This is a genomic window from Pseudomonas mosselii, from assembly GCF_005796105.1.
GTDB classification, from domain to species: Bacteria; Pseudomonadota; Gammaproteobacteria; order Pseudomonadales; family Pseudomonadaceae; genus Aquipseudomonas; species Aquipseudomonas mosselii_C.
In genome coordinates this window covers 287,558-307,355 of the sequence record NZ_VAUO01000002.1, presented here as the reverse complement: position 1 = coordinate 307,355, position 19,798 = coordinate 287,558, and the positions used below count along the sequence as shown (strand labels likewise).

Genomic DNA, 19,798 nt, shown 5'->3' with positions numbered 1-19,798 from the left:
TCACACCGGCGCAGGATGCTCTAGTCTGCTCGCTCATCGGTCTGGACCGACCCCTATTCAACGGAATGAGTGAACCGACATGGCGACCATCACCCTCTCGCGCACCTTCAGCTTTCTCGACCCCCAAGACTGGGAGTGGGATGTCACCCGGGCGACCAGCAGCTCGATGGTCATCAGCGATGGCGTTCATACCCAGTCCTTTGGCGGCCGCTTCACGTACTTCGGCGACTATGCCAGCGGTGTGGTCACCTCCAGCACGTTCCGCCTGAATGGCGCCACGGTGTATTCGGTCACCGGCATGAACAAGGACTTGGCGGCCCTGGCCGAATTCGCAATCACCGAGGGTGATACCCTGGAGACCTACGCCTACGTGCTCGACGGCAATGACACCATTCGTGGCAGTGCCAGTAACGACACGTTGATGGGCTTCGCCGGCGATGACCTGATCGACGGGCGCGGCGGTGCCGACATCATGATCGGCGGCACCGGCAATGACACCTACGTGGTGGACAACGTCGGTGACCAGATCCATGAGCTGGCCGGTGAAGGCACGGACACCGTCAATGTGGCGATCGCCCAGAAGGGCGGTTCGTACACCCTGGGGGCGAACCTTGAGAACGCACGGCTGGTGAACAAGGTCGCCTTCGACCTGGTCGGCAATGTCGATAGCAACCACTTGATCGGCAACGCGGCTGCCAACCGCCTCGACGGCGGCTTGGGTGCCGATACCATGGAGGGCGGTGCCGGTAACGACACCTACGTGGTCGACAATGCCGGGGACATCATCATCGATACCGCCGGCATCGATACTGTCGAATCGTCGATCAGCTACGTGCTGGGTGCCAGTCTCGAAAACCTGGTGCTTACCGGAAGCGCGGCGATCAGTGGCACCGGCAACGACAAAGCCAACGTGCTCGATGGCTCGCAGAACACTGCGGCCAACCAGCTCGTCGGTGGCAAAGACAACGACACCTACATCGTCGGAGCCGGCGATACCGTCGTGGAGCAACTCAATGAAGGCATCGATCTGGTCCAGGCCCATGTCAGCTACGTGCTGGGCGCTAACCTCGAGAACCTCACGTTGCTCGGTAGCGCATCCATCGATGGCACCGGTAACGCGCTCAAGAACCTCATCATTGGCAACAGCGGCGATAACCGGCTCGATGGCGGCGATGGCGTCGACTCGCTGCGTGGCGGTGCCGGTAACGATACGTACCTGGTCGACTTGACTGCCGGCAACACGCTGCAAGACCAGATCATCGAGCGCGCTGGCGAGGGTATCGACAGCGTGCTGGTGCGCGGCGGTACGGCTGGGCTCGCCAGCAAGACCATCGTCCTGGGCGCTAACCTGGAAAACCTCGATGTCAGCGATACTGCTGCCGGGGTACGGCTCAACCTTAAGGGCAATGCGCTGGACAACGTACTGGTGGGTAACAGTGCGCAGAATGTCTTTACCGGTGGTGCGGGCAAGGATGTGTTTCGCTTCGACCAAGTCGATCAACTGGGTAATACCACTGACACCCGCGACACCATCACCGACTTCAAGTCCGGCCAGGACCTTATCGACCTCAGCCGCATTGGCGACTTCCACCTGATCGAACGGGATACTGCGTTCAGTAGCGCCTTCCAGGTCAAGCTAGTGGACGGTGTGCTCCACGGCACCCTGGACAACAACGCCGAGGCGGACTTCCAGATCGTTCTGACTGGCGTCAAGAGCCTGACCCAAGCTGACTTCTTGACGCTGCCCTGATGTTAAAGCCCTGCCCTTGGGCTGAATATCAGCTTGACCTGCGATCTCAACCTGGTCGCCTCAAGGCTCCACCAGCCAGTCATTGGCCCGGCGGATGTCGTTGTCGGTCAGTTGCCCACGCCAGCGGTGCAGGGTCAGCAGGCTGGTGATGAAGCGGTACTGGGCCTGTTGCAGGTCTCGGCGGGCGCGGAATTCTTCGCGGATGTTGTACAGCACGTCGGTGCTGGTGGTGATGCCGCGTTTGAACACTTCCTTGGACGACTGCGTCGCTGCGGCGGTCGAGGCCACCGCGACCCTTGATGCCTTGATGCGCTGTAGCTCGGCGTTCATGGTCAGGTAGGCAGTAGCGGTTTCGCGCTTGACCTGCCGGCGCAGGGCTTCGAGTTCCTGCTCGGCGGCGTCGCGGTCGCCCATCGAGCTGGCCACTCGGGCACTGGTGGAGCCACCGCTGTACAACGGCATCTGCATGTCCACAGAGGCGACGTAGTTGTCCGAGCGGGGCGTGAGGGTGCCTTCATAGCCGATGTCGCTGCGCAGCGCCGTCAGGCTCACTCCGAGCCGCGGCAAGTGGCCGGCCTTGGCTTCGGCAATGGCGACCTGGGCCGCCGCCAAGCTGCGTTCGCGTGCCTTGATGCCGGGGTTTTCCTGTAATGCCGCCTGCTCCCAGTAAGCCTGCGATTGCGCCGGCAGGGTGTAGCTGGCGTGCTTGGCGATACGTTTGAGCGGCTCTTGCACGTCGCGCCCGACCAGTTCCGAAATCGCCTCGCGGGCCACGGCCACGCGGTTGGCCGCTTCGATCTCGTCGGCTACCAGGTTGTCGGCGCGGGCCTGCATTGCCTGGGCGTCCTGCATCGTGGCCATGTGGTGATCGAGCAGGGCGTACAGGCGCTTGCTGTCCCTCTGGGTGGCATCGAGTTCTGCGCGCACCAGTTCCAGTTCGTCTTCGGCGGCGAGCGCGGCGAAGTAGCGTTCGGCCAGATCGATACTCGCCTGGATACGCGTGTCCTCGGCCTCGAAGTTGCGTTGGCGGGTCAGTTGCCGGAATTTTTGGTAGCTGCGCCATACCTGCGGGTCGTAGATCGCCTGGGTGACGCTCATGGCCACGCGTTTGCCGTTGTACTCCGTACGGCTCAGGTCGTCGTCGCGGCGGCTGCGGTTGACGCTCGCGCTGGCACTGATTTGCGGCAGCAACTGGCCAAGCGCTTCACGCTCGCGGCCTTCGCCACTGCGCATGACCGCCTCGGCATGTAGGACCCTAGGGTCGGCGCTGGCGGCCTCCTGTTGCAACTGCCACAGATCGACGGCCGCGGGGCTTGCCAGAAGCATGCTGGGCACGCCCATCAGGCAGAGGGTGATCAGATACCGCATGTCAGTCCTCGATCAGCGAGCGGGCGAACGCGTTGCTGGCCGGCTGGACCAGGTATTGCAGCAGCGTGCGTGCGCCGGTGTTGATCAGCACCTCGGCAGGCATGCCGGGCAGTAGTGCCAAGTGGCCAAGGGCTTTGCGGCCGTTGTCGGTCACTGCGACACGCGCCAGGTAGTAGGGCGCGCCGTTGTCCTTGTTCACCAGGCGGTCGGCTGAGACCTGTACCAGACGGCCTTCGATCACCGGTGTGGTACTGCTCTTGAACGCGCTGAAGCGGATGTTGGCCAGGCTCCCGACGCTGATGCGGTCGATGTCCATGGGCGAGATCTGCGCTTCGACGATCAGCTCTTCGTTGGCCGGCACGATGTCCATCAGCGGCGTCCCCGGACTGATGACCCCGCCCAAGGTATGCACGGTCATGCCCATGACCATTCCGGCCTCCGGGGCCTGCACCTCGGTGCGCTGGTCGCGGTCCTGCACGGCACTTAGGCGCTCGCTCAGGTCGTAGACCTTGTTGCGGGTCTCGCCCAACTGCGCGGCCACTTCACTGGCGAAGGTCTTGTTCAGTTGCAGGATCTTCAATTGGGCCTCGGCGATCTGTTGTTCGGCGCGGGCGGCGTCCGAGCGCAGTTCGGCCAGTTGTGCCTTCATGTTGCCCAGGTCGCGTTGGCGTTCTTGCAGGCGCTGGCTGTCGACATAGCCTTGCTTGAGCAGGTCATCGAGGCTGGCGATCTCGCTGTCGTAGCCTGGGATCAGGCGTTCCTTTTCGGCGCGGATGGCCTTGTTGCCTGCGATCTGTACGCGGATTTGCTGGATGGTCTTCTCTTGCAGGCTGATTTCACCGAGCAGGGCGGCGCGCCGGGCCTGGAAGATTCGCGCCTCGCTTTCCCGGGCCTCACGCACGCGCGGGTCGTCGGCGTTCAGGCGCGCCTGCGGTGCCGGGGCGGTCAGGCCATCACGCTCGGCTACCAGGCGTTCTTCCAGCGCTTGCGCGGCAATCAGCTGGCTGCGGATCATTTCGGCGTCGGCGCGGGCCTGGGTGTTGTCCAGCACCAGCAGCACGTCGCCGGCTTTGACTTGGTCGCCGTCATGCACGCGCAGCTCGCGCACGATGCCGCCTTCCAGGTGTTGCACGGTCTTACGGTAGCTCTTGACGGTGACCACGCCGGGTGCGAGCGCTGCGCTGTCGAGGGGGGCGAGGGCGGCCCAGCCGCCGAATAGGCCGAAGGTCACCAGTACGATCAGGTAGCCGATACGCCGGGTCGGGCGGTCATCGACAGGCAGTGGCGCGTCGGCCTGGGCTGGCGTGCCTGGGGTTTGCAGAGTCAGGTTCATGTCGGAGTACCGGTAGCCTGCGCGGCGGGCGCAGACGGGTTTGCAGCGTTTTGCAGATGGGCCAGCACCTTGTCGCGGGGTCCATACAGGCTCAATTCGCCCTGGTTGAGGACCAGCAGGCGATCGACGGCGGCCAATACACCGGAACGGTGGGTGATGACGAACACGGTGGCGCCGCTCTGCTTGAGCTTGAGCAGGGCTTCGGCCAGCAGTCGCTCGCCGGTTTCGTCGAGGTTGGAGTTGGGCTCGTCAAGCACCACCAGGCGCGGTGCCCGGTAGAGCGCGCGGGCCAGTCCCACGCGCTGGCGTTGCCCGCCGGAAAGACCGCCACCATTGGCCCCGATCAGCGTGTCGTAGCCTTGCGGCAGTTGCAGGATCATCTCGTGCACCCCGGCCATGCGCGCGGCAGCCACCACGGCTGCGGCGTCCACCTGGGCAAAGCGGGCGATGTTCTCGCTGATGGTGCCTTCGAACAACTCGATGTCCTGGGGCAGGTAACCCAGGAAGGGGCCGAGTTCGTCGCGGCGCCACTGGCTGATATCGGCGCCGTCCAGGCGCACCGTACCCGCCAGGCTCGGCCAGATGCCCAGCAAGGCGCGGGCCAGGGTCGACTTGCCGGCGCCGCTGGGGCCGATGATGCCGACGGTTTCGCCCGCTGCGACCTTGAAGCTCAGGTTGCGTACCAGTGGCGTGCGGGTGCCGGGAGCGCCCACCGACAGCCCTTCGACGCTGATCGCCCCTTGTGGGGCTGGCAGCGACATGCGCGCAGGCTCTGCGGCGATTTTCTCCAGCAATTCGTGCAGGCGGGCGTACTGCCCACGGGCGCCGACGAAGCCTTTCCAGACCCCGATCAACTGGTCGATCGGCGCCAGTGCGCGGCCCAGCAGGATCGAGCCTGCGATCATCAGGCCCGAGCTGATCTCGTGCTTGATGGTCAGGTAGGCGCCCAGGCCCAGCACCAGCGACTGTACGATCTGGCGGAAGGTGCGCGACACCGAACTGATGGCGCCGGCGCGATCACTGGCCACGCTCTGCAGGCTCAGTACCTTGTGCACCCGCGCGCTCCAGCGCTGGCGCAGATCGCTCAGCATGCCCATCGACTCCACCACTTCGGCGTTGCGCAGGCTCTTGTTGGTGAAGGCGGTCGCGGCCATGTGCTCGCGGTTGGCGTTGTGCAGCGGCGCTTTGGTCATGCGTTCGTTGAGCCAGGCCAGCAGGCCCAGCAGCAGCGCGCTGATCACGCCCATCCAGCCGTACCAAGGGTGGAACATGAACATCACCGCCAGGTAGATGGGGATCCATGGGGTGTCGAAGAAGGCGAACAGGCCATTGCCGGTGAGGAACTGGCGCAGGCTGCTCAGGTCGCTCAAGGGCTGCGCCGAGGCATTCATGCCACCGCTGTCCAGGGCCTGGCGAAAGCTTGCGTCGAACAGACGCTTGCCCAGCAGGGTTTCCAGGCGCGTACTGATGCGCACCATGATGCGCGAGCGTACCCATTCCAGGGCACCGAGGGTGCTCATCAGCAGCAGCATGATCAGGGTCAGCATCAGCAGCGTCGATTCGCTGGCGCTGCCCACCGCACGGTCATAGACCTGCAGCATGTAGAAAGAGGGGACCAGCATCAGCAGGTTGACGAAGAAACTGAAGAAACCGACCGATAGGAAGCTGTCCTTGCAGGTGGCAAGCGCTTGTTCGAGTTCCGTTCGTGTAGGTGTTGCCATGTTTGCCTGCCTGAAGAACCGGGCACCACAGCCCGGTCGTCGTTAAACGTGCCAATGCCCATGGCTGCCGGTCGTATCATCGAGCGGTCGGCAGTCATGGGCATTGGCGATGCCGCCCCGGTACACCCGGGGCGTGGAGGGCAGTTTACAGCGACAACTGGTCGGCTTGCAGGTGATCGATGACACCCACGATCTTGATCGAGAAGTCCGGCGCGGTGTTGGCGTTGCTGTTGCCGTACACGGTGATGCCGTCGTCGTTGACCTCGTAGCGCAGTTGCTTGGCGCCGCTGAAATTGTCGGTGCCCACGAACGTGTAGCCCTTGAGCGCCGAGAAGTCGAGTGTGTCACCGCTGCCGAAGTCGTGGATCACGTCCTGCTTGTCGCCCAGGCCCAGTTCCTTCAGGTTGGTGAACTTGAAGGTATCCTGGCCGGCACCACCGTACATGACATCTGCCCCGAGGCCACCAATCAACACGCTGCCGCCGTCGCCGGCGTGCAGGATGTCGTTACCGGCGCCGCCATTGATTACGCCATTGCCATCGCTGCCCCAGATCTCGTTATCGGCAGCGTTGCCGGTAAGGTTAATCGACAGGTTGCCGAGCTGACGAGCGTCGAGGTTTTCCAGGTTGGCGCCCAGGGTGATCGAAGCGCTGCCCTGGAAGCCGTTGAAGGCGTCGGCATCGGCGCGCAGTTGCAGGGTGTCGGTGCCTTCGCCGGGCTTCTCGACGATCTTGTCTTCGAGAACTACGCTGGCTTTTGCCCCAGTGCCTTTGATCAGCAAATCGACGATGTAGGTGTCGTTGCCCTTGCCACCGGTGAGGGTATCGACACCCTTGCCGCCGTCGAGCACGTTGTCCGCATTGTTGCCGGTGATGCTGTTCTTCAGATCGTTGCCAGTCCCATTGACTGCGCCGTCGAGCAGCACGAGGTTTTCCAGGTTGTCGCCCAGGGTGTAGTCGACCGACGCTTTGACCGTGTCGATACCTTCGTTGGCAAACTCGACCACTACATCGTCAATGTTATCGACGATGTAGGTATCGTTGCCCTTGCCGCCGATCAGGGTGTCGGCACCTGCACCGCCATCGAGGACGTTGGCGGCGGCGTTACCGGTCAGGGTGTTGGCCTGCGTATTGCCGATCAGGGTGAAGGCGGCTTTGGAATCGACGATGGCGTTTTCGACGTTGTTGGCCAGCGTGTAGCTGTTCTTGAGGTAGGAAACCACGCGCACGGTATCAATGCCGCCTGCTTCGCCATTGAGTTCCACCACCACGTCCTTGTCGCTGTAGATGTAGTAGGTGTCGTCGCCATCGCCGCCGACCAGGCGGTCGCCGCCGTTCTTGCCGTCAAGGATGTTGTCACCGGAGTTGCCGGTCAGCGTATTGCTGGACTTGTTGCCCACCAGGGTCAGGTTCAGCGCGCCGGTGCCGCTGGCGTCGAGGTTTTCCAGATTTGCGTCGAGGGTGATCGAGGCGGTCCCGGCGAAAGCCCGAACGGCATCGTCGTCCATGCGTAGTTGCAGGGTATCGGTGCCTTGCTTGGCTTTCTCGATGATGGTGTCTTGCAGCTTCAGCGTAGCGCTGCTGCCGGTGCCTTCGACCACCAGGTCGACGACGTAGGTATCGTCGCCGAGGCCACCATCGAGGACATCGACGCCATCGCCGCCATCGAGGGTGTCGTTGCCTGCACCACCGCTGAGGATGTTGGCGGCGCTGTTGCCGATCAGTACGTTGTCACCAGCATTGCCGGTGCCGTTGATCGCGGCGCTACCGGTCAGGGTCAGGTTCTCGAGGTTCGCACCCAAGGTCCAGGTAACCGCAGAGCGCACGGTGTCGATGCCTTCATCGGCGTTCTCGATCACTTGGTCATTGGCGTTATCGACGATGTAGGTGTCGTTGCCTTTGCCGCCTACCAATACGTCCGCACCCAGGCCGCCATCGAGGATGTCGTCGCCGGCACCGCCGATCAGTGTGTCGTTGGCCGCGCCGCCGACCAGTGTGTCGTTACCTTCTTCGCCGCTCAGGATCACGCCGCCTGCACCAGTCCAGACCAGGGTGTTATCGCCGGTGTCACCGATCAGCTGATTGGCGTTGCCGTTGGCGTCGAAGCGCTGGCTGTAGATGTCGCCCGTGGCGTTCTGGCCGTTGACCTGCGGTGACAACACTTCCCAGGTGATGATGAACCCACCGTCATCGGTGGCGGCGATCACCGGGAACATGTCGTTGCTGTCATCGGAGGTGATGTGCAGTGGGGCGCCGACCTTGTTGCCGCTCTTATCGTAGATTTGGGCGTATAGGTTGTTGGTACCGTCGTAGGCAACCTCGTCGGAGGTGGCCCAACTGATCACGTAGCCGCCACCTTGCAGGGCGGTGATCGCAGGTTCGCCTTGGGGCTCACTGCTTGTCACGTTGACCTGGGTCTCGCCACCCAGGGCTTTACCAGCCGCGCTGTAGCGCTGCATGAATACGTCGGCGCTGGTGGCGTTCTCGTTAGCGTCATACTGGACGCTGGTCCAAGTCACTACATAGCTGCCGTCGCCGAGCACGGCGACTTCAGCGCCATACTGCTCGCCGGCAATGGTGCTGTTGACCCGAACGTTGCCGCCGACAGGCTTGCCTGCGGCGCTGTAGAGCTGCATGTAGACATCGACGTTGTCGGTGGCATCGGTCTCGCGTTCCCAGAGCACCACGAAGCCGCCGTTGGATAGGGTGGTGACACTTGGCTCGACAGCGTAGATCGCGTTGTCCTTGACGGTATTGTCGACTTTCACCGGCTTGCCGATCAGTGCGTGAGTAGTCGGGTTGATCAACTGCATGAACAGCTCGCCGCCCTCCGATACGTGCTGGTTACCGTTCTGGTCCATCCAGTAGTCGCGCATCTCTTCGGACCAGGTCACCACCCAAGTACCGTTTTTCAACACGGTGATCGATGCGTCCTCGATCTTCACGCTAGGGTTGTCGTTATCCTGGGTCTCGACGGTGACCGGGACGCCGCTAGCTACGCCATTCTTGTCGTATGCCTGAAGGACTTGGGTGTAAGGGGTGGCGGTCCAGCCGACCACATAGCCGCCGTCGTTGGTTGCTGCGACGACCGGATTGGCGCCGGTAACACCGGGCAGTACGGTGTCGCTAACCAGGTCCTGGCTTTGGTCGTACTGCTGCACGCGGATGTTGTCGCCTTGTTGCCAGGCAATCACGTAGCCGCCATTGCTCAGGGCGGTGGAGGCTGGCTCCATCGACACCACGCTGCCGCTTTCGTTGGCGAAGCGACCGGTCTGCAGGGTGACTATGGCATCGTCGAACTGAACCGCACCGATGTCGGCCAGGCTGGTGGTCTGCTGGCCGTTGACGGTGAGGTTGCCGGAGGAGTCGGTAGCGAAGGTGAAGTCTGCCAGGTTGCCATCGATCTGCGCGGTTTCGAGCACGCTTTCGGAGCCGCTGTCGGTCTCCGACGGGGTCCCAGGATCCACGCTACCGAACAGCTCGCCGGCGGCGCTGACCTGCTGGATGTGCAACACAGTGCTGCCACCGTCTTCGTTGCTGTTGCTGAAGTCCGAGGTGTTCCAGCTGACCACCAGGCTGCCATTGCCGAGCACGGTCACGCTTGGCGCATCCCACAGGATGACACCGCTCTCGGTGGTACCGACCAGGATCGGGGTTTGGTCGGCGGCGCTACCATCGGCATTGAAGCGCTGCACGTAGACACCGGCGCCATTCGGGTCATAGATGTTCCAGGCCAGCAGGTAGCCGCCATCAGGCAGCGCCTGGGCACTGGCACCGTTCACCGAGCCGGCAGCGGCCACTTCGCTCGCCTCGCCTAGGGCCTGGAACTGCTGATCGTACTGCTGGGTGTGGATCACCCGGCTGAGGCCGGCCTGACTGTCGTCGACCCAGGTCACCAGGAAGCCGGTGTTGGTCTGGACCACGTTGAAATACGCGGCGTTGGCATTGACGTAGTTGGAAGTGACCTGCGCAAGCTCCTGGGTGGTACCTGGAATCGCCGTACCGGTGCTGGTGATCTGGGCGATGCTCAATGTCGAGCTGCTGGACTGGACACTGCCGTCGACGTAGGTGGTCTTCTGCAGCGAATAGGTGAGCCACAGATTGCCGCTGCTGCTAAAGATCGCCACGTCATCGGCCTCACCTGCGTTGAGGTCGCCTGTCAGCAGGGTTTGTACGCTGCCTGGCTGGCCGTTGGTGTAAACCACGGCCTTGATGTCGGCGGTGGAGGGGTCGAGTTCGCCACCTGTCGAGTGGGTTTCGCCCCAGGTGACGATATAGCGGGTGTCGCTCAGCACATGGACCTTGGCGTCTTCCAACTCGTATTGAGCACTGGCGACCAGCACCGGCGAGCCGATCTTGCTGCCCGAGGCACCGAACAATTGCGTATAGACATAGCCTGTATCGGTGTCATCGTTCTCCGATGTCCATGCCAGGATGAACTGGCCGTTGGGCAGTGCAGTGACCGATGGATCGTCTACGTCATCGCTGGCGATGTCAGTGCGTTGCAGCAGTGTGCCATCGGCGTTGTAGCGGGCTACCACGACACCCTCGAAGGTGGCGCTGTCGGCGCTCCACACCAGCACGTAGCCGTTGTCGGAGAGCGCGGTCATACCAGGCCCGTCGACATTGCCTGATGCCAGGACGTCAGTGTTTTGATCCAAGGTGCTCATGTCCATTTCCTTGCAGGATGGGCCCTGGCATTCATGCCGGGGCGTAGTGGGCGTGTTCGGCAGTGGTGGCAAAGTGAGGCCATCTAAAGATGTGGCATTCTGCCAGCTTGTTAGGCGGGGTAATAGAGCGCGGAGCTTCGAAGTAGGGCCTTTGACGTTTTCTTCAGCGTGTTTAAAAAGGGGCGCAGCGGCGCAGCGGCGCTGCGGCCTTCCGGGTGCCCCTTTTCGAATCAACGTTTGGCAGGTGCCTCAGACGCGGAACTGCTCCATCAGTACCTGCTGCTGGTTGGCCAGGCGGTTGAGTGCCTGGCTGATGTGCGCCGACTCCTCGGCCTGGCCGGACAACGACTCGGTCACATCGCGAATGCCGGCCACGTTGCGGTTGACCTCCTCGGCCACGGCGGATTGCTCCTCGGCGGCGCTGGCGATTTGCAGGTTCATGTCGCTGATCACCGCTACCGCTTCGCCGATGCGCTGCAAGGCCGGCAGGGTCTGCTCCATCTGCGCGGCGCTGTCCCGGGCCTGGCGCTGGCCCTGGTGCATGGCGCCGACCACATCGACGGTGCCTTGTTGCAGGCCTTCGATCACCTGGCGGATCTCTTGCACCGACACCTGGGTGCGCTGGGCCAGGTTACGCACTTCATCGGCTACCACCGCAAAGCCGCGTCCGGCTTCACCGGCACGGGCTGCTTCGATGGCGGCGTTGAGCGCCAGCAGGTTGGTCTGCTCGGCGATCGCGCGAATCACTTCGAGCACCGAGCCGATCTGCTCGCCGCGGCTTTCCAGGGCGCGGGCTTCGTCCATGGCAGTGTCCATGCCGCCGGCCAACTGGTCGATGGCCTGGCGGGTAGCGGCCACCAGTGCCAGCCCTTCACGGGTCGCCTGGTCGGCGCCACGCGCGGCTTGCGCGGCCTGGGAGGCGTTGCGCGCGACGTCCTGGGCGGTGGCACTCATCTCGTTGGCGGCGGTGGCGACCTGCTCGATCTCGCGCTGCTGCTGCTGCATGCCGGCGCTGGTCTGGCTGGCGATCAGTGCCGACTGGTCCGCGGTGCCACGGGCCTCGCTGAGCGAGCCTTTGACCTGGGCGATCACCGGTTGCAGCTTGTCGAGAAAGCGATTGAACCAGCCGCTGAGCTGGCCCAGTTCGTCATCGCGGGCGTAGTCCAGGCGCCGGGTCAGGTCGCCTTCGCCGCTGGCGATGTCCTTGAGCCGCTCGGCCACGGCCAGTATCGGGCGGGTTACACCGCGAGCCGTCAGCCACACCAGCAACAGGCCCAGCAGCGCAGCGCCCAGACCGATCAGCAGGCTGCTCAGGTTGGCGCTACGGTTGTGCGCGTCCAGGCGCTGGTTGAGGGCCACGGCGGGGGCTTGCAACACGGCTTCGGGCAGTTCCAGCAGCACCTGCCAGGGCGCGGTGTCAGGGATCGGTGAGAATGGCCGGGCCACTTGCAGTACACCGTCGGCAACCTCCTTGCCAAGCGCTTGGCCCAGTTGGCGGGCATCGCGGCTGTGTCCGGCCAGCAGGCCGTCGGGACTGACGATGCTTACCTGGCCCTGGCCTTCGAACAGCTCCTGGCGTCCGTCCAGGCTAAGTTGCTGAAGGTTGTCCAGGCCGATGTCCAAGCCGAGCACGCCCACTACCGTGCCATTTTCCAGCAACGGCAGGGCAATACTGGTCATCAGCACCTGCTTGCCGTTGACGTCGTCGAGGTAGGGTTCAAGCACGCAGGCCCTGGCGGTTTCCTGTGGGCAGGTCAACCAGCGGTTGCGGGCAAAACCGTTGCTGCCCAGGCTGCTGTCGCCGAGCATCGACTCGGGCATGGCCTCTTGCTCCAGGGTGCCAGGGCGTGGCTGCGACCAGTACAGCGAGAAGCGCCCGGTTTCGTTGCTGCCGTTGGTATCCTGGCCAATGAACTGGCTGTCCTGGTGATCCAGGGCGTTAGGTTGAAATACCACGTACAGGCCAATCACATCTGGATTGCCGGCAAGGCTGGCGCGGGCCTGTCGGATCAGTTCGCCGCGCAGGTCGCTGCCGCCCCGGTGCCTGAGCACCTGCACCAGGCGGGCAAAACCGTTGCCGTACTGGTAGGCGTCCATGAAGTAGCGTTGGATGCGTAGCGCCTGGGTCTCGGCGTAGGCCTGCAAGCGCAGGCGTGCGCTGTGGTCGAGCATTTCGGTGTTGGCCTGGTTGACCAGCGCAGCACTGCGACGGGCTTGGCTCAGCGCGGAGGTCACCAGCACGGCGACGATGGCCAGCAGGCACAGGCCCGCCAGCAGGGTGATCTTCCACTGGATGGAGAGGCGGCGCGGTAGCATGGGCTTTTCCTTCTCGATCGGCAAAAAGACGCCCGCTATCAGGCGGGCGTCCGGTGGTTCATTCGGCGAGGCAGTTCGGTGGTGCGACCCTGAAGGCCTTGGTCAGCCACGCCAGGTACAGCACGCCCAGCACCGCCCAGACCCCGCCGAACAGCAGCGAGTGCTCGTTCAGGTCCAGCCACAGCGAGACGATGATGCAAAAGCCGACGGTCGGCAGCACCAGGTACTTCAGCTGGTTGGCCAGACCTTGGCGCAGGCCCTCGCGCACGAAGCAGTGGTTGATCACCGACAGGTTGACGAAGCTGAAGGCCACCAGCGCGCCGAAGTTGATGATCGAGGTGGCGGTGACCAGATCGAAGAAGATCGCCGACAGCGACACCAGGCCGACCACCGCGATGTTGACCACCGGGGTCTTGTAGCGAGGGTGCAGGCGCGCGAACACCCCCGCCGGTAGCACGTTGTCGCGACCCATCACGTACAGCAGGCGTGAGACGCTGGTCTGCGAGGCCAGGCCGGAGGCGATGGTGTTGATCACCGTGCAGGCGATGAACACGGACTGGAACAGCTTGCCACCCACGTACAGGGCAATCTCCGGCAGGGCCGCTTCCTGGTCGTGGAAGCGCTGCATGGTTGGGAAGTAAGCCTGGATGAAGTACGACACGCCGATGAACACCACACCGCCGATCAGCGCGGTGAGAAAGATCGCCATCGGGATGGTCTTGCCGGGGTTGCGGGTTTCCTCGGACAGGCATGTCACCGCATCGAAGCCCAGGAACGAGAAGCACAGGATGGTCGCGCCGGCGGCCAGGGCGGCGAACTGGGTCTTGTCGTCCACGAACGGTGTCAGGCTCCATGCCGTGCCCAGGCCCTCTCCCTGATCCAGGCCACGTACGCAGAGGTAGACGAACACGCTCATGATCGCCACTTGTACGAGCACGAACAGCAAGTTGAAGTGCGCCACCAGGTTGATGCTGCGCATATTGATCAGGCTGATCAGGCTGACGAAGCCAGCCACCCAGGCCCACTCCGGCACTTCGGGGAACATCGCCGACAGGTACAGCTTGGCCAGTAACGCATTGACCATCGGCAGTAGCAGGTAGTCCAGCAGCGACGACCAGCCTACCAGGAAGCCCACGTGCGGGTTGATCGCGCGCTGGGTGTAGGTGTACGCCGAGCCCGACTGCGGGAAGCGGCGGACCAGGGTGCCATAGCTCACGGCGGTGAACAGAATGCCGGCCAGGGCCAATATGTAGGCGCTCGGCACGTGCCCTGCGGTGATGCCAGAGACGATGCCGAAGGTGTCGAACACGGTCATTGGGGTCAGGTAGGCCAGGCCGATGATCACTACATGCCAGAGGCGCAGTGATTTGCGGAACTGGGCGTTGTCGGCGGCGCTGTGGTCAGGCATGCGGGCGGCACTCCTGGTTCAGGGCGGCGGACGCGGATGACGTGCACGGCAAGGTCGAGCGGGTTGGCTCCATGTTGTTCACCTTTTATGGAGGAGCTGCGAAGTGCGCGGGGAGGGCGCTGGTGTCAGGGCTGGCAGGGCCGCAACGAGGACGGCGGCGCGTGGGGGCTGGGGCGTAGGGGCATGATGGCGGCGCGTTTTCTTCTGCGTTGGAATCGGGCGCTTGCAAGGTGGGTGGAATAAAAAACGATGCCTAGGAAGGTGTCAAGTTAAACATGACAAGCTGACGATCTATTGGAAGGTTAATCGGTTAATTTGGCCGATATAAGCGGATAAAATTGGCATTGATGGCTTTTTTATCGATTGTGGTGTTCGTAAAATTTTACGAATCTTTTGGCGGTGGCGGTGCCGTTATACCTGGGAGGCTCAGGCCGGCAGCCTCCCAGTTGCACGACGGGTTCGTGCAGCGCCCATGCTCAATCGGCTATGCTTGCCCGGCCGCGCGGCACGCCTTGAGGCCTGCGCGTTCCTCCCCCTTATGGACAGCAATCGGTTTTATTCATGAAGAAATCAGTAGGCATCCTTTCTGGTCTGGCCGTCGCCATCGCCGTCGCAACCACTGCTGGCGCCTGGTACACCGGCAAGCAACTGCCCGCAGAGCTGGAGCGCTCCATCACCCAGGGTAACCAGGAGCTGAAAAAGGCCCTGGTGGGTACTGGCGGCAGCATGACCATCGAACTGGTCTCGCTGGAGCAGCATTTTTTCACCAGCACCGCGCATTACCGCCTCAAGGCCAAGGACATTCAGCTCGGTGAAGAGCAGAAGCTGAACTTCGATGTTGGTGTGGTCGATCAGATCGAGCACGGCCCGTTCCCTTGGTCGCGGGTCAAGGCATTCAAGCTGATGCCGGTGATGGCTACCAGCAACAGCGCGCTGCAAAAGGATGACTACACCGCTGACTGGTTCGCGGCTGCGGGTGACCAGTCACCGGTAACTGCGCAGGTGAGCCTGGGCTACAGCGGTCATGTCGAGAGCGATATTCGCCTGGCTCCGGTCAAGCTCGAGCAGGACGGCGACAAGGTGCTGGACTTCTCCGGCATGCAGTTGCGAGTGAGCGGCGACCGCGAAGGCAAAGCGGCCGAGGTGCACGGTAACGTCGGTAGCCTGGAACTGAACTTCGTCGATGCCCAGGAAACCCCGGTCAAGGTGCTGCTCAAGGGCTTCAAGGTCGGTGGCAAGCTCAGCCAGACCGACCACGACATGGTGTATGTCGGCAATGTCGACCTGGCCCTGGCCGATGCGCAGATCACCAGCGGGCCCAAGCAGGACGTACTGGTGCTGCGTGACCTGCAACAGAATAACCTGTACAGCGCCGATGGCGAGGCCAAGGACAAGCTGTCCGGGCGGCTTGAGTACAAGGTCGGCGACATCACCTATGCCGGGCGCAAGGTAGGCAGTGGCGAGATGGTCTTCACCATGCGCTCGATAGACATCCCGGCCATGCAGTCGCTGATGCAGTGGTATCAGGGCAAGCTGCCCGAGATGCAGCAGGCTGCTGCCGAGGGTAACGGGCTGCCAGCACTGGACATGACCCCGGAAGAAAAGCTCAAGGTGCAGGCTGACCTGCAGAAGCTGCTCGCCGGCAAGCCGCAGTTCGCCCTGGAGAAGTTGGCGTTCAAGACGGCCAATGGTGAAAGTCAGTTCAACTTGGCCATGGACTTCGCCAACCCCAGCTCGTTCGACCTGCCGCCTGATCAGCTGGGCAAGCAACTGATCAGCCGCCTGCACAGCAAACTCAGTGTGTCCAAGCCGATGATTGGCGACCTGGCCACCTTGCAGGCGCTGTTGGGCGGCGAGACCGACGCGCAGGCGATCGCCCAGCAGTCCAGTCAGGCTGGCGAGATGGTGGGCATGATGGCGCTGCAGAGCGGCATGGCCACGGTGCAGGGCAGTGACGTGGTGACCAGCCTGCAATACGCCGATGGCATGGTCGACTTCAACGGCAAGAAAATGACCGTCGAAGAGTTCGCCATGCTGATCGGCGCGCAGCTGTCGGCGTTGCAGCCGCAGGGTTGATCGAGCTTGCGTGGTACTGATCGCGGGGCAGGCCGGGCCTGGCGTCAAACGGCCCGGCTTGCCCCGCGATTGCATTGGGTCGGGCAACGCAAAAACCCCTTTTGCATCGCCCCGATTGCCTGTAGCCTTCGCCGTCCGATAATAATCCGTGCCCGCAGAGGGGCCGGGAGGGCCCGCCCAGGCTGGCCGTCCGGCGCCATTAGCCGATCTGCCAGGGCCGGGTGATACTCTCGATTGACGCGCCAAGCGCCCTGCAGGTCCAGCGATCATGACCCAGATTTCCGAACGCCTGTTGGTTCAGGCCCACCTCGACGCCAAGCAGCCTCACCCGCTGACGCCCGCGCAGGAGGCCGAGTACCGTGCGGCCATCGCAGCTGAGCTGAAGAAGCAGAACGCTGTACTGGTAGCCCACTTCTATTGCGACCCGGTGATCCAGGCCCTGGCCGAGGAGACCGGCGGTTGTGTGTCCGACTCCCTGGAGATGGCGCGCTTTGGCAAGAACCATCCCGCCGAGACCGTGGTGGTGGCTGGCGTGCGCTTCATGGGCGAGACGGCGAAGATCCTCACCCCGGAAAAGCGCGTCCTGATGCCCACGCTCGAGGCGACCTGCTCGCTTGATCTGGGTTGCCCGGTCGAGGCGTTCTCGGCCTTCTGCGACCAGCATCCCGAGCGCACCGTGGTGGTATACGCCAATACTTCGGCGGCGGTGAAGGCGCGTGCCGACTGGGTGGTGACCTCCAGCTGCGCGTTGGAAATCGTCGAAAGCCTGATGGACAACGGCGAGACCATCATCTGGGGGCCCGACCAGCACCTGGGTCGGTACATCCAGAAGAAAACCGGCGCCGACATGCTGCTGTGGGATGGTGCGTGCATCGTCCATGAGGAATTCAAGTCGCGCCAGTTGGCCGACATGAAGGCGCTGTACCCGGATGCGGCGATTCTGGTCCACCCCGAATCGCCCGAGTCGGTGATCGACCTGGCTGACGCGGTGGGTTCCACCAGCCAACTGATCAAGGCTGCGCAAACGCTGCCGAACAAGCAGTTCATCGTCGCCACCGACCGTGGCATCTTCTACAAGATGCAGCAGTTGTGCCCTGACAAGGAATTCATCGAAGCCCCCACGGCCGGCAACGGCGCGGCCTGCCGCAGCTGCGCGCACTGCCCTTGGATGGCGATGAACACCCTGGAGCGGGTGCTCGACTGCCTGCGTACGGGGAGCAACGAGATTTTCGTCGAGCCGGCGCTGATCCCCAAGGCGATCAAGCCGCTGAACCGCATGCTCGATTTCACCCAGGCCGCGCGCTTGAAATTGTCTGGTAACGCCTGAGGCGCCGCGCAGCGGCTACAGGATTGCGGTAAGCCTGAATCCAGCACTGTACCTGTAGGAGTTCACCCAGCCCTGCCGGGCTGCGCTGTCGTGCAGAGAACTGATTTCGCAAGCGCGCCGCGTACCCTGTGGGAGCGGGCTTGCCCGCGAAGCAGGCGACTCGGTGTATGGCACCGGCTTCGCCGGTGTTCGCGGGCAAGCCCGCTCCCACAGGTCCCTGCTAAATCAACAAGTTATGTGTAGTTCTATGAGAGCGGCCGGTCCGGCGCCCCGGCAAGGCCGCTCCTACAGGTACAGCGCTGGATTCAGGCCCTAGCGCCCCATCATGTCCTTGACCATGCGCTGCTGCTCCATCACCTCACGCTGGCGCTGGTCGATCTGCGCGGCAAGCGGGAAGTTGCTGCCGGCCCGGCGCTTGGCGAAGTCCAGCTGCTGGATGGCCTGGTCGAAATCCCCCACCAAGGTGAAGTATTCGGCGCGGGCGCGGTGCAGGCCGATGGTGTTGCCTGACAGGCCACGCACCTCGGCCACGTCATACCACACGTCCGGATCGTCTGGACGGTTCTTCACCAGCTCATCCAATACCTTTTCCGCCTCGGCCGGCTTGCCTTGCTTGACTAGCAGGTCCGCGCTCACTTGCTTGAGTGGGTAGTTGCCAGGGTACAGCTGCAACATGCGCTGAACCCGTTGCTGGGCATCGGCCAGGCGATTGTTGGTGATGTCCAAGTCGATCTGCGCAAGGTTATAGGTGATGTCGTTCGGCGCCTTGGCCAACAGTGGCTTGAGGTTGTCGCGCGCTTCGTTGAGTTGGCCACCCTTGATTTGCGCCAGCGCTAGGCCGTAACGCGCAGCGTCCAGGGTTGGGTCCTCGTCCAGTTGGGCGCGGAAGCGCTTGGCGGCCAGGCCTGGCGTGCCTTCGTAGGTGAGGGCAACACGGGCGCGGATCAGTTGGTAGCGCTGGCTGTCTTCCACGCCGCCCTTGGGCGCCTGCTCGGCACGGTTACGGGTGTCGGCGATACGCGACTCGGTGACCGGGTGGGTCAGCAGGAACTCAGGTGGCTTGGCGTCGTAACGGTACTGGCGGGCCAGGCGCTCGAACATCGACGGCATGTTGCGGGGGTCGTAGCCGGCCTTTTCCAGGTTCTGGATGCCGATGCGGTCGGCTTCCTGCTCGTTCTGCCGCGAGAAACGGCGTTGTTCCTGCAAGGCGGCCGCTTGCGTGCCGGCGATCACGCCGATGCCCGCATCACCGCCGCCGCCAGCGGCCAGCACGATGCCGGCCAGCAGTGCGGCCATCATCGGCAACTGCATGCGCTGCTGGGCCTCGACACCACGGGCGAAGTGGCGCTGGGACAAGTGCGCCAGTTCGTGGGCCAGCACCGAGGCGTACTCGCCTTCGGTCTGGGCGTTGAGGAACAGCCCACCGTTGACCCCGACGATCCCGCCGGGAGCTGCGAAGGCGTTAAGCTCGCGGCTGTCGATCAGGATGAATTCCAGGCGTCGGTCCTGTAGCTGGCTGGTTTCGGCGAGCTTGTACACGCTGGTCTCGACGTAGTCCTTGAGCTGTGGGTCGTTGAGCTGGTTGACTTGGCCGCGCAGCAAGCTCAGCCAGGCGCGGCCGAGCTGGTGTTCCTGTTGCGGCGAGACAATGGCGGAGCTGGCATCGCCCAATGACGGCAGGTCGTCGGCGTGGCCTGGCAGGGCCATCAGGCAGGCCAGCGCCAGCAAGGTGGGGCGCAGTCGATTCATGCAGAAGCTCGCGTCGGTCAAAAGGCTTACTGTAGCCGGGTCGCACGATGCCGACCAGTGGCGGTATCCTAGCGGCTTTTC

Annotated in this window: 10 protein-coding genes and 1 pseudogene; 3 read left to right on the top strand and 8 right to left on the bottom strand. The window is 63.3% G+C overall.

Features of this window, described 5'->3' with window-relative positions; genetic code table 11:
* The first annotated feature begins 79 nt into the window (after window positions 1-79).
* Complete coding sequence (locus tag FEM01_RS06315) at window positions 80-1,750, top strand: calcium-binding protein (RefSeq protein ID WP_138218438.1); 1,671 nt, start codon at window positions 80-82, stop codon at window positions 1,748-1,750.
* A 60-nt stretch (window positions 1,751-1,810) separates the two neighbouring features.
* Here the strand turns inward: FEM01_RS06315 and FEM01_RS06310 are convergent, their stop codons facing one another.
* The 7 genes and pseudogenes from FEM01_RS06310 to FEM01_RS06285 form a co-directional block, all read right to left on the bottom strand.
* Window positions 1,811-3,118, bottom strand: coding sequence for a TolC family protein (locus FEM01_RS06310; protein ID WP_138218437.1), 1,308 nt, complete (start codon window positions 3,116-3,118; stop codon window positions 1,811-1,813).
* A 1-nt stretch (window position 3,119) separates the two neighbouring features.
* A complete protein-coding gene (locus FEM01_RS06305) occupies window positions 3,120-4,451 on the bottom strand; it encodes an HlyD family type I secretion periplasmic adaptor subunit (RefSeq protein WP_138218436.1) in 1,332 nt (443 codons plus the stop codon).
* Window positions 4,448-6,172, bottom strand: a complete 1,725-nt coding sequence (locus tag FEM01_RS06300) for a type I secretion system permease/ATPase (RefSeq protein WP_138218435.1) — start codon at window positions 6,170-6,172, stop codon at window positions 4,448-4,450. The genes FEM01_RS06305 and FEM01_RS06300 overlap by 4 nt, the downstream gene beginning before the upstream one ends.
* A 145-nt stretch (window positions 6,173-6,317) precedes the next feature.
* Complete coding sequence (locus FEM01_RS06295; RefSeq protein ID WP_171030915.1) at window positions 6,318-10,841, bottom strand: calcium-binding protein; 4,524 nt, start codon at window positions 10,839-10,841, stop codon at window positions 6,318-6,320.
* A gap of 249 nt (window positions 10,842-11,090) precedes the next feature.
* A complete protein-coding gene (locus FEM01_RS24685; RefSeq protein WP_431188570.1) occupies window positions 11,091-11,846 on the bottom strand; it encodes a methyl-accepting chemotaxis protein in 756 nt (251 codons plus the stop codon).
* A 102-nt stretch (window positions 11,847-11,948) separates the two neighbouring features.
* Window positions 11,949-12,938 (bottom strand): annotated as a pseudogene (locus FEM01_RS24680) (HAMP domain-containing protein); the annotation flags it as partial.
* Window positions 12,939-13,215: 277 nt separating this feature from the next.
* Complete coding sequence (locus FEM01_RS06285; RefSeq protein ID WP_138218432.1) at window positions 13,216-14,565, bottom strand: APC family permease; 1,350 nt, start codon at window positions 14,563-14,565, stop codon at window positions 13,216-13,218.
* Between the two features lie 561 nt (window positions 14,566-15,126).
* Between FEM01_RS06285 and FEM01_RS06280 the strand changes: the two genes are divergently transcribed.
* Together FEM01_RS06280 and nadA are read left to right on the top strand one after the other, a co-directional pair.
* Complete coding sequence (locus FEM01_RS06280) at window positions 15,127-16,641, top strand: YdgA family protein (protein WP_138218431.1); 1,515 nt, start codon at window positions 15,127-15,129, stop codon at window positions 16,639-16,641.
* A gap of 268 nt (window positions 16,642-16,909) precedes the next feature.
* Entirely contained in the window at window positions 16,910-17,968 is a 1,059-nt protein-coding gene (gene nadA, locus FEM01_RS06275) for a quinolinate synthase NadA (protein WP_138218430.1), read from the top strand.
* A gap of 312 nt (window positions 17,969-18,280) precedes the next feature.
* Here nadA and FEM01_RS06270 read toward each other — a convergent pair whose 3' ends face one another.
* Window positions 18,281-19,717, bottom strand: coding sequence for a M48 family metalloprotease (locus FEM01_RS06270; protein WP_138218429.1), 1,437 nt, complete (start codon window positions 19,715-19,717; stop codon window positions 18,281-18,283).
* Window positions 19,718-19,798: the final 81 nt, after the last annotated feature.

Coding starts and splice junctions, on each gene's coding strand:
- FEM01_RS06315 (WP_138218438.1), top strand. CDS start 80: ATGGCGACCATCACCCTCTCGCGCACCTTCAGCTTTCTCGACCCCCAA.
- FEM01_RS06310 (WP_138218437.1), bottom strand. CDS start 3,118: ATGCGGTATCTGATCACCCTCTGCCTGATGGGCGTGCCCAGCATGCTT.
- FEM01_RS06305 (WP_138218436.1), bottom strand. CDS start 4,451: ATGAACCTGACTCTGCAAACCCCAGGCACGCCAGCCCAGGCCGACGCG.
- FEM01_RS06300 (WP_138218435.1), bottom strand. CDS start 6,172: ATGGCAACACCTACACGAACGGAACTCGAACAAGCGCTTGCCACCTGC.
- FEM01_RS06295 (WP_171030915.1), bottom strand. CDS start 10,841: ATGAGCACCTTGGATCAAAACACTGACGTCCTGGCATCAGGCAATGTC.
- FEM01_RS24685 (WP_431188570.1), bottom strand. CDS start 11,846: ATGCAGCAGCAGCAGCGCGAGATCGAGCAGGTCGCCACCGCCGCCAAC.
- FEM01_RS06285 (WP_138218432.1), bottom strand. CDS start 14,565: ATGCCTGACCACAGCGCCGCCGACAACGCCCAGTTCCGCAAATCACTG.
- FEM01_RS06280 (WP_138218431.1), top strand. CDS start 15,127: ATGAAGAAATCAGTAGGCATCCTTTCTGGTCTGGCCGTCGCCATCGCC.
- nadA (WP_138218430.1), top strand. CDS start 16,910: ATGACCCAGATTTCCGAACGCCTGTTGGTTCAGGCCCACCTCGACGCC.
- FEM01_RS06270 (WP_138218429.1), bottom strand. CDS start 19,717: ATGAATCGACTGCGCCCCACCTTGCTGGCGCTGGCCTGCCTGATGGCC.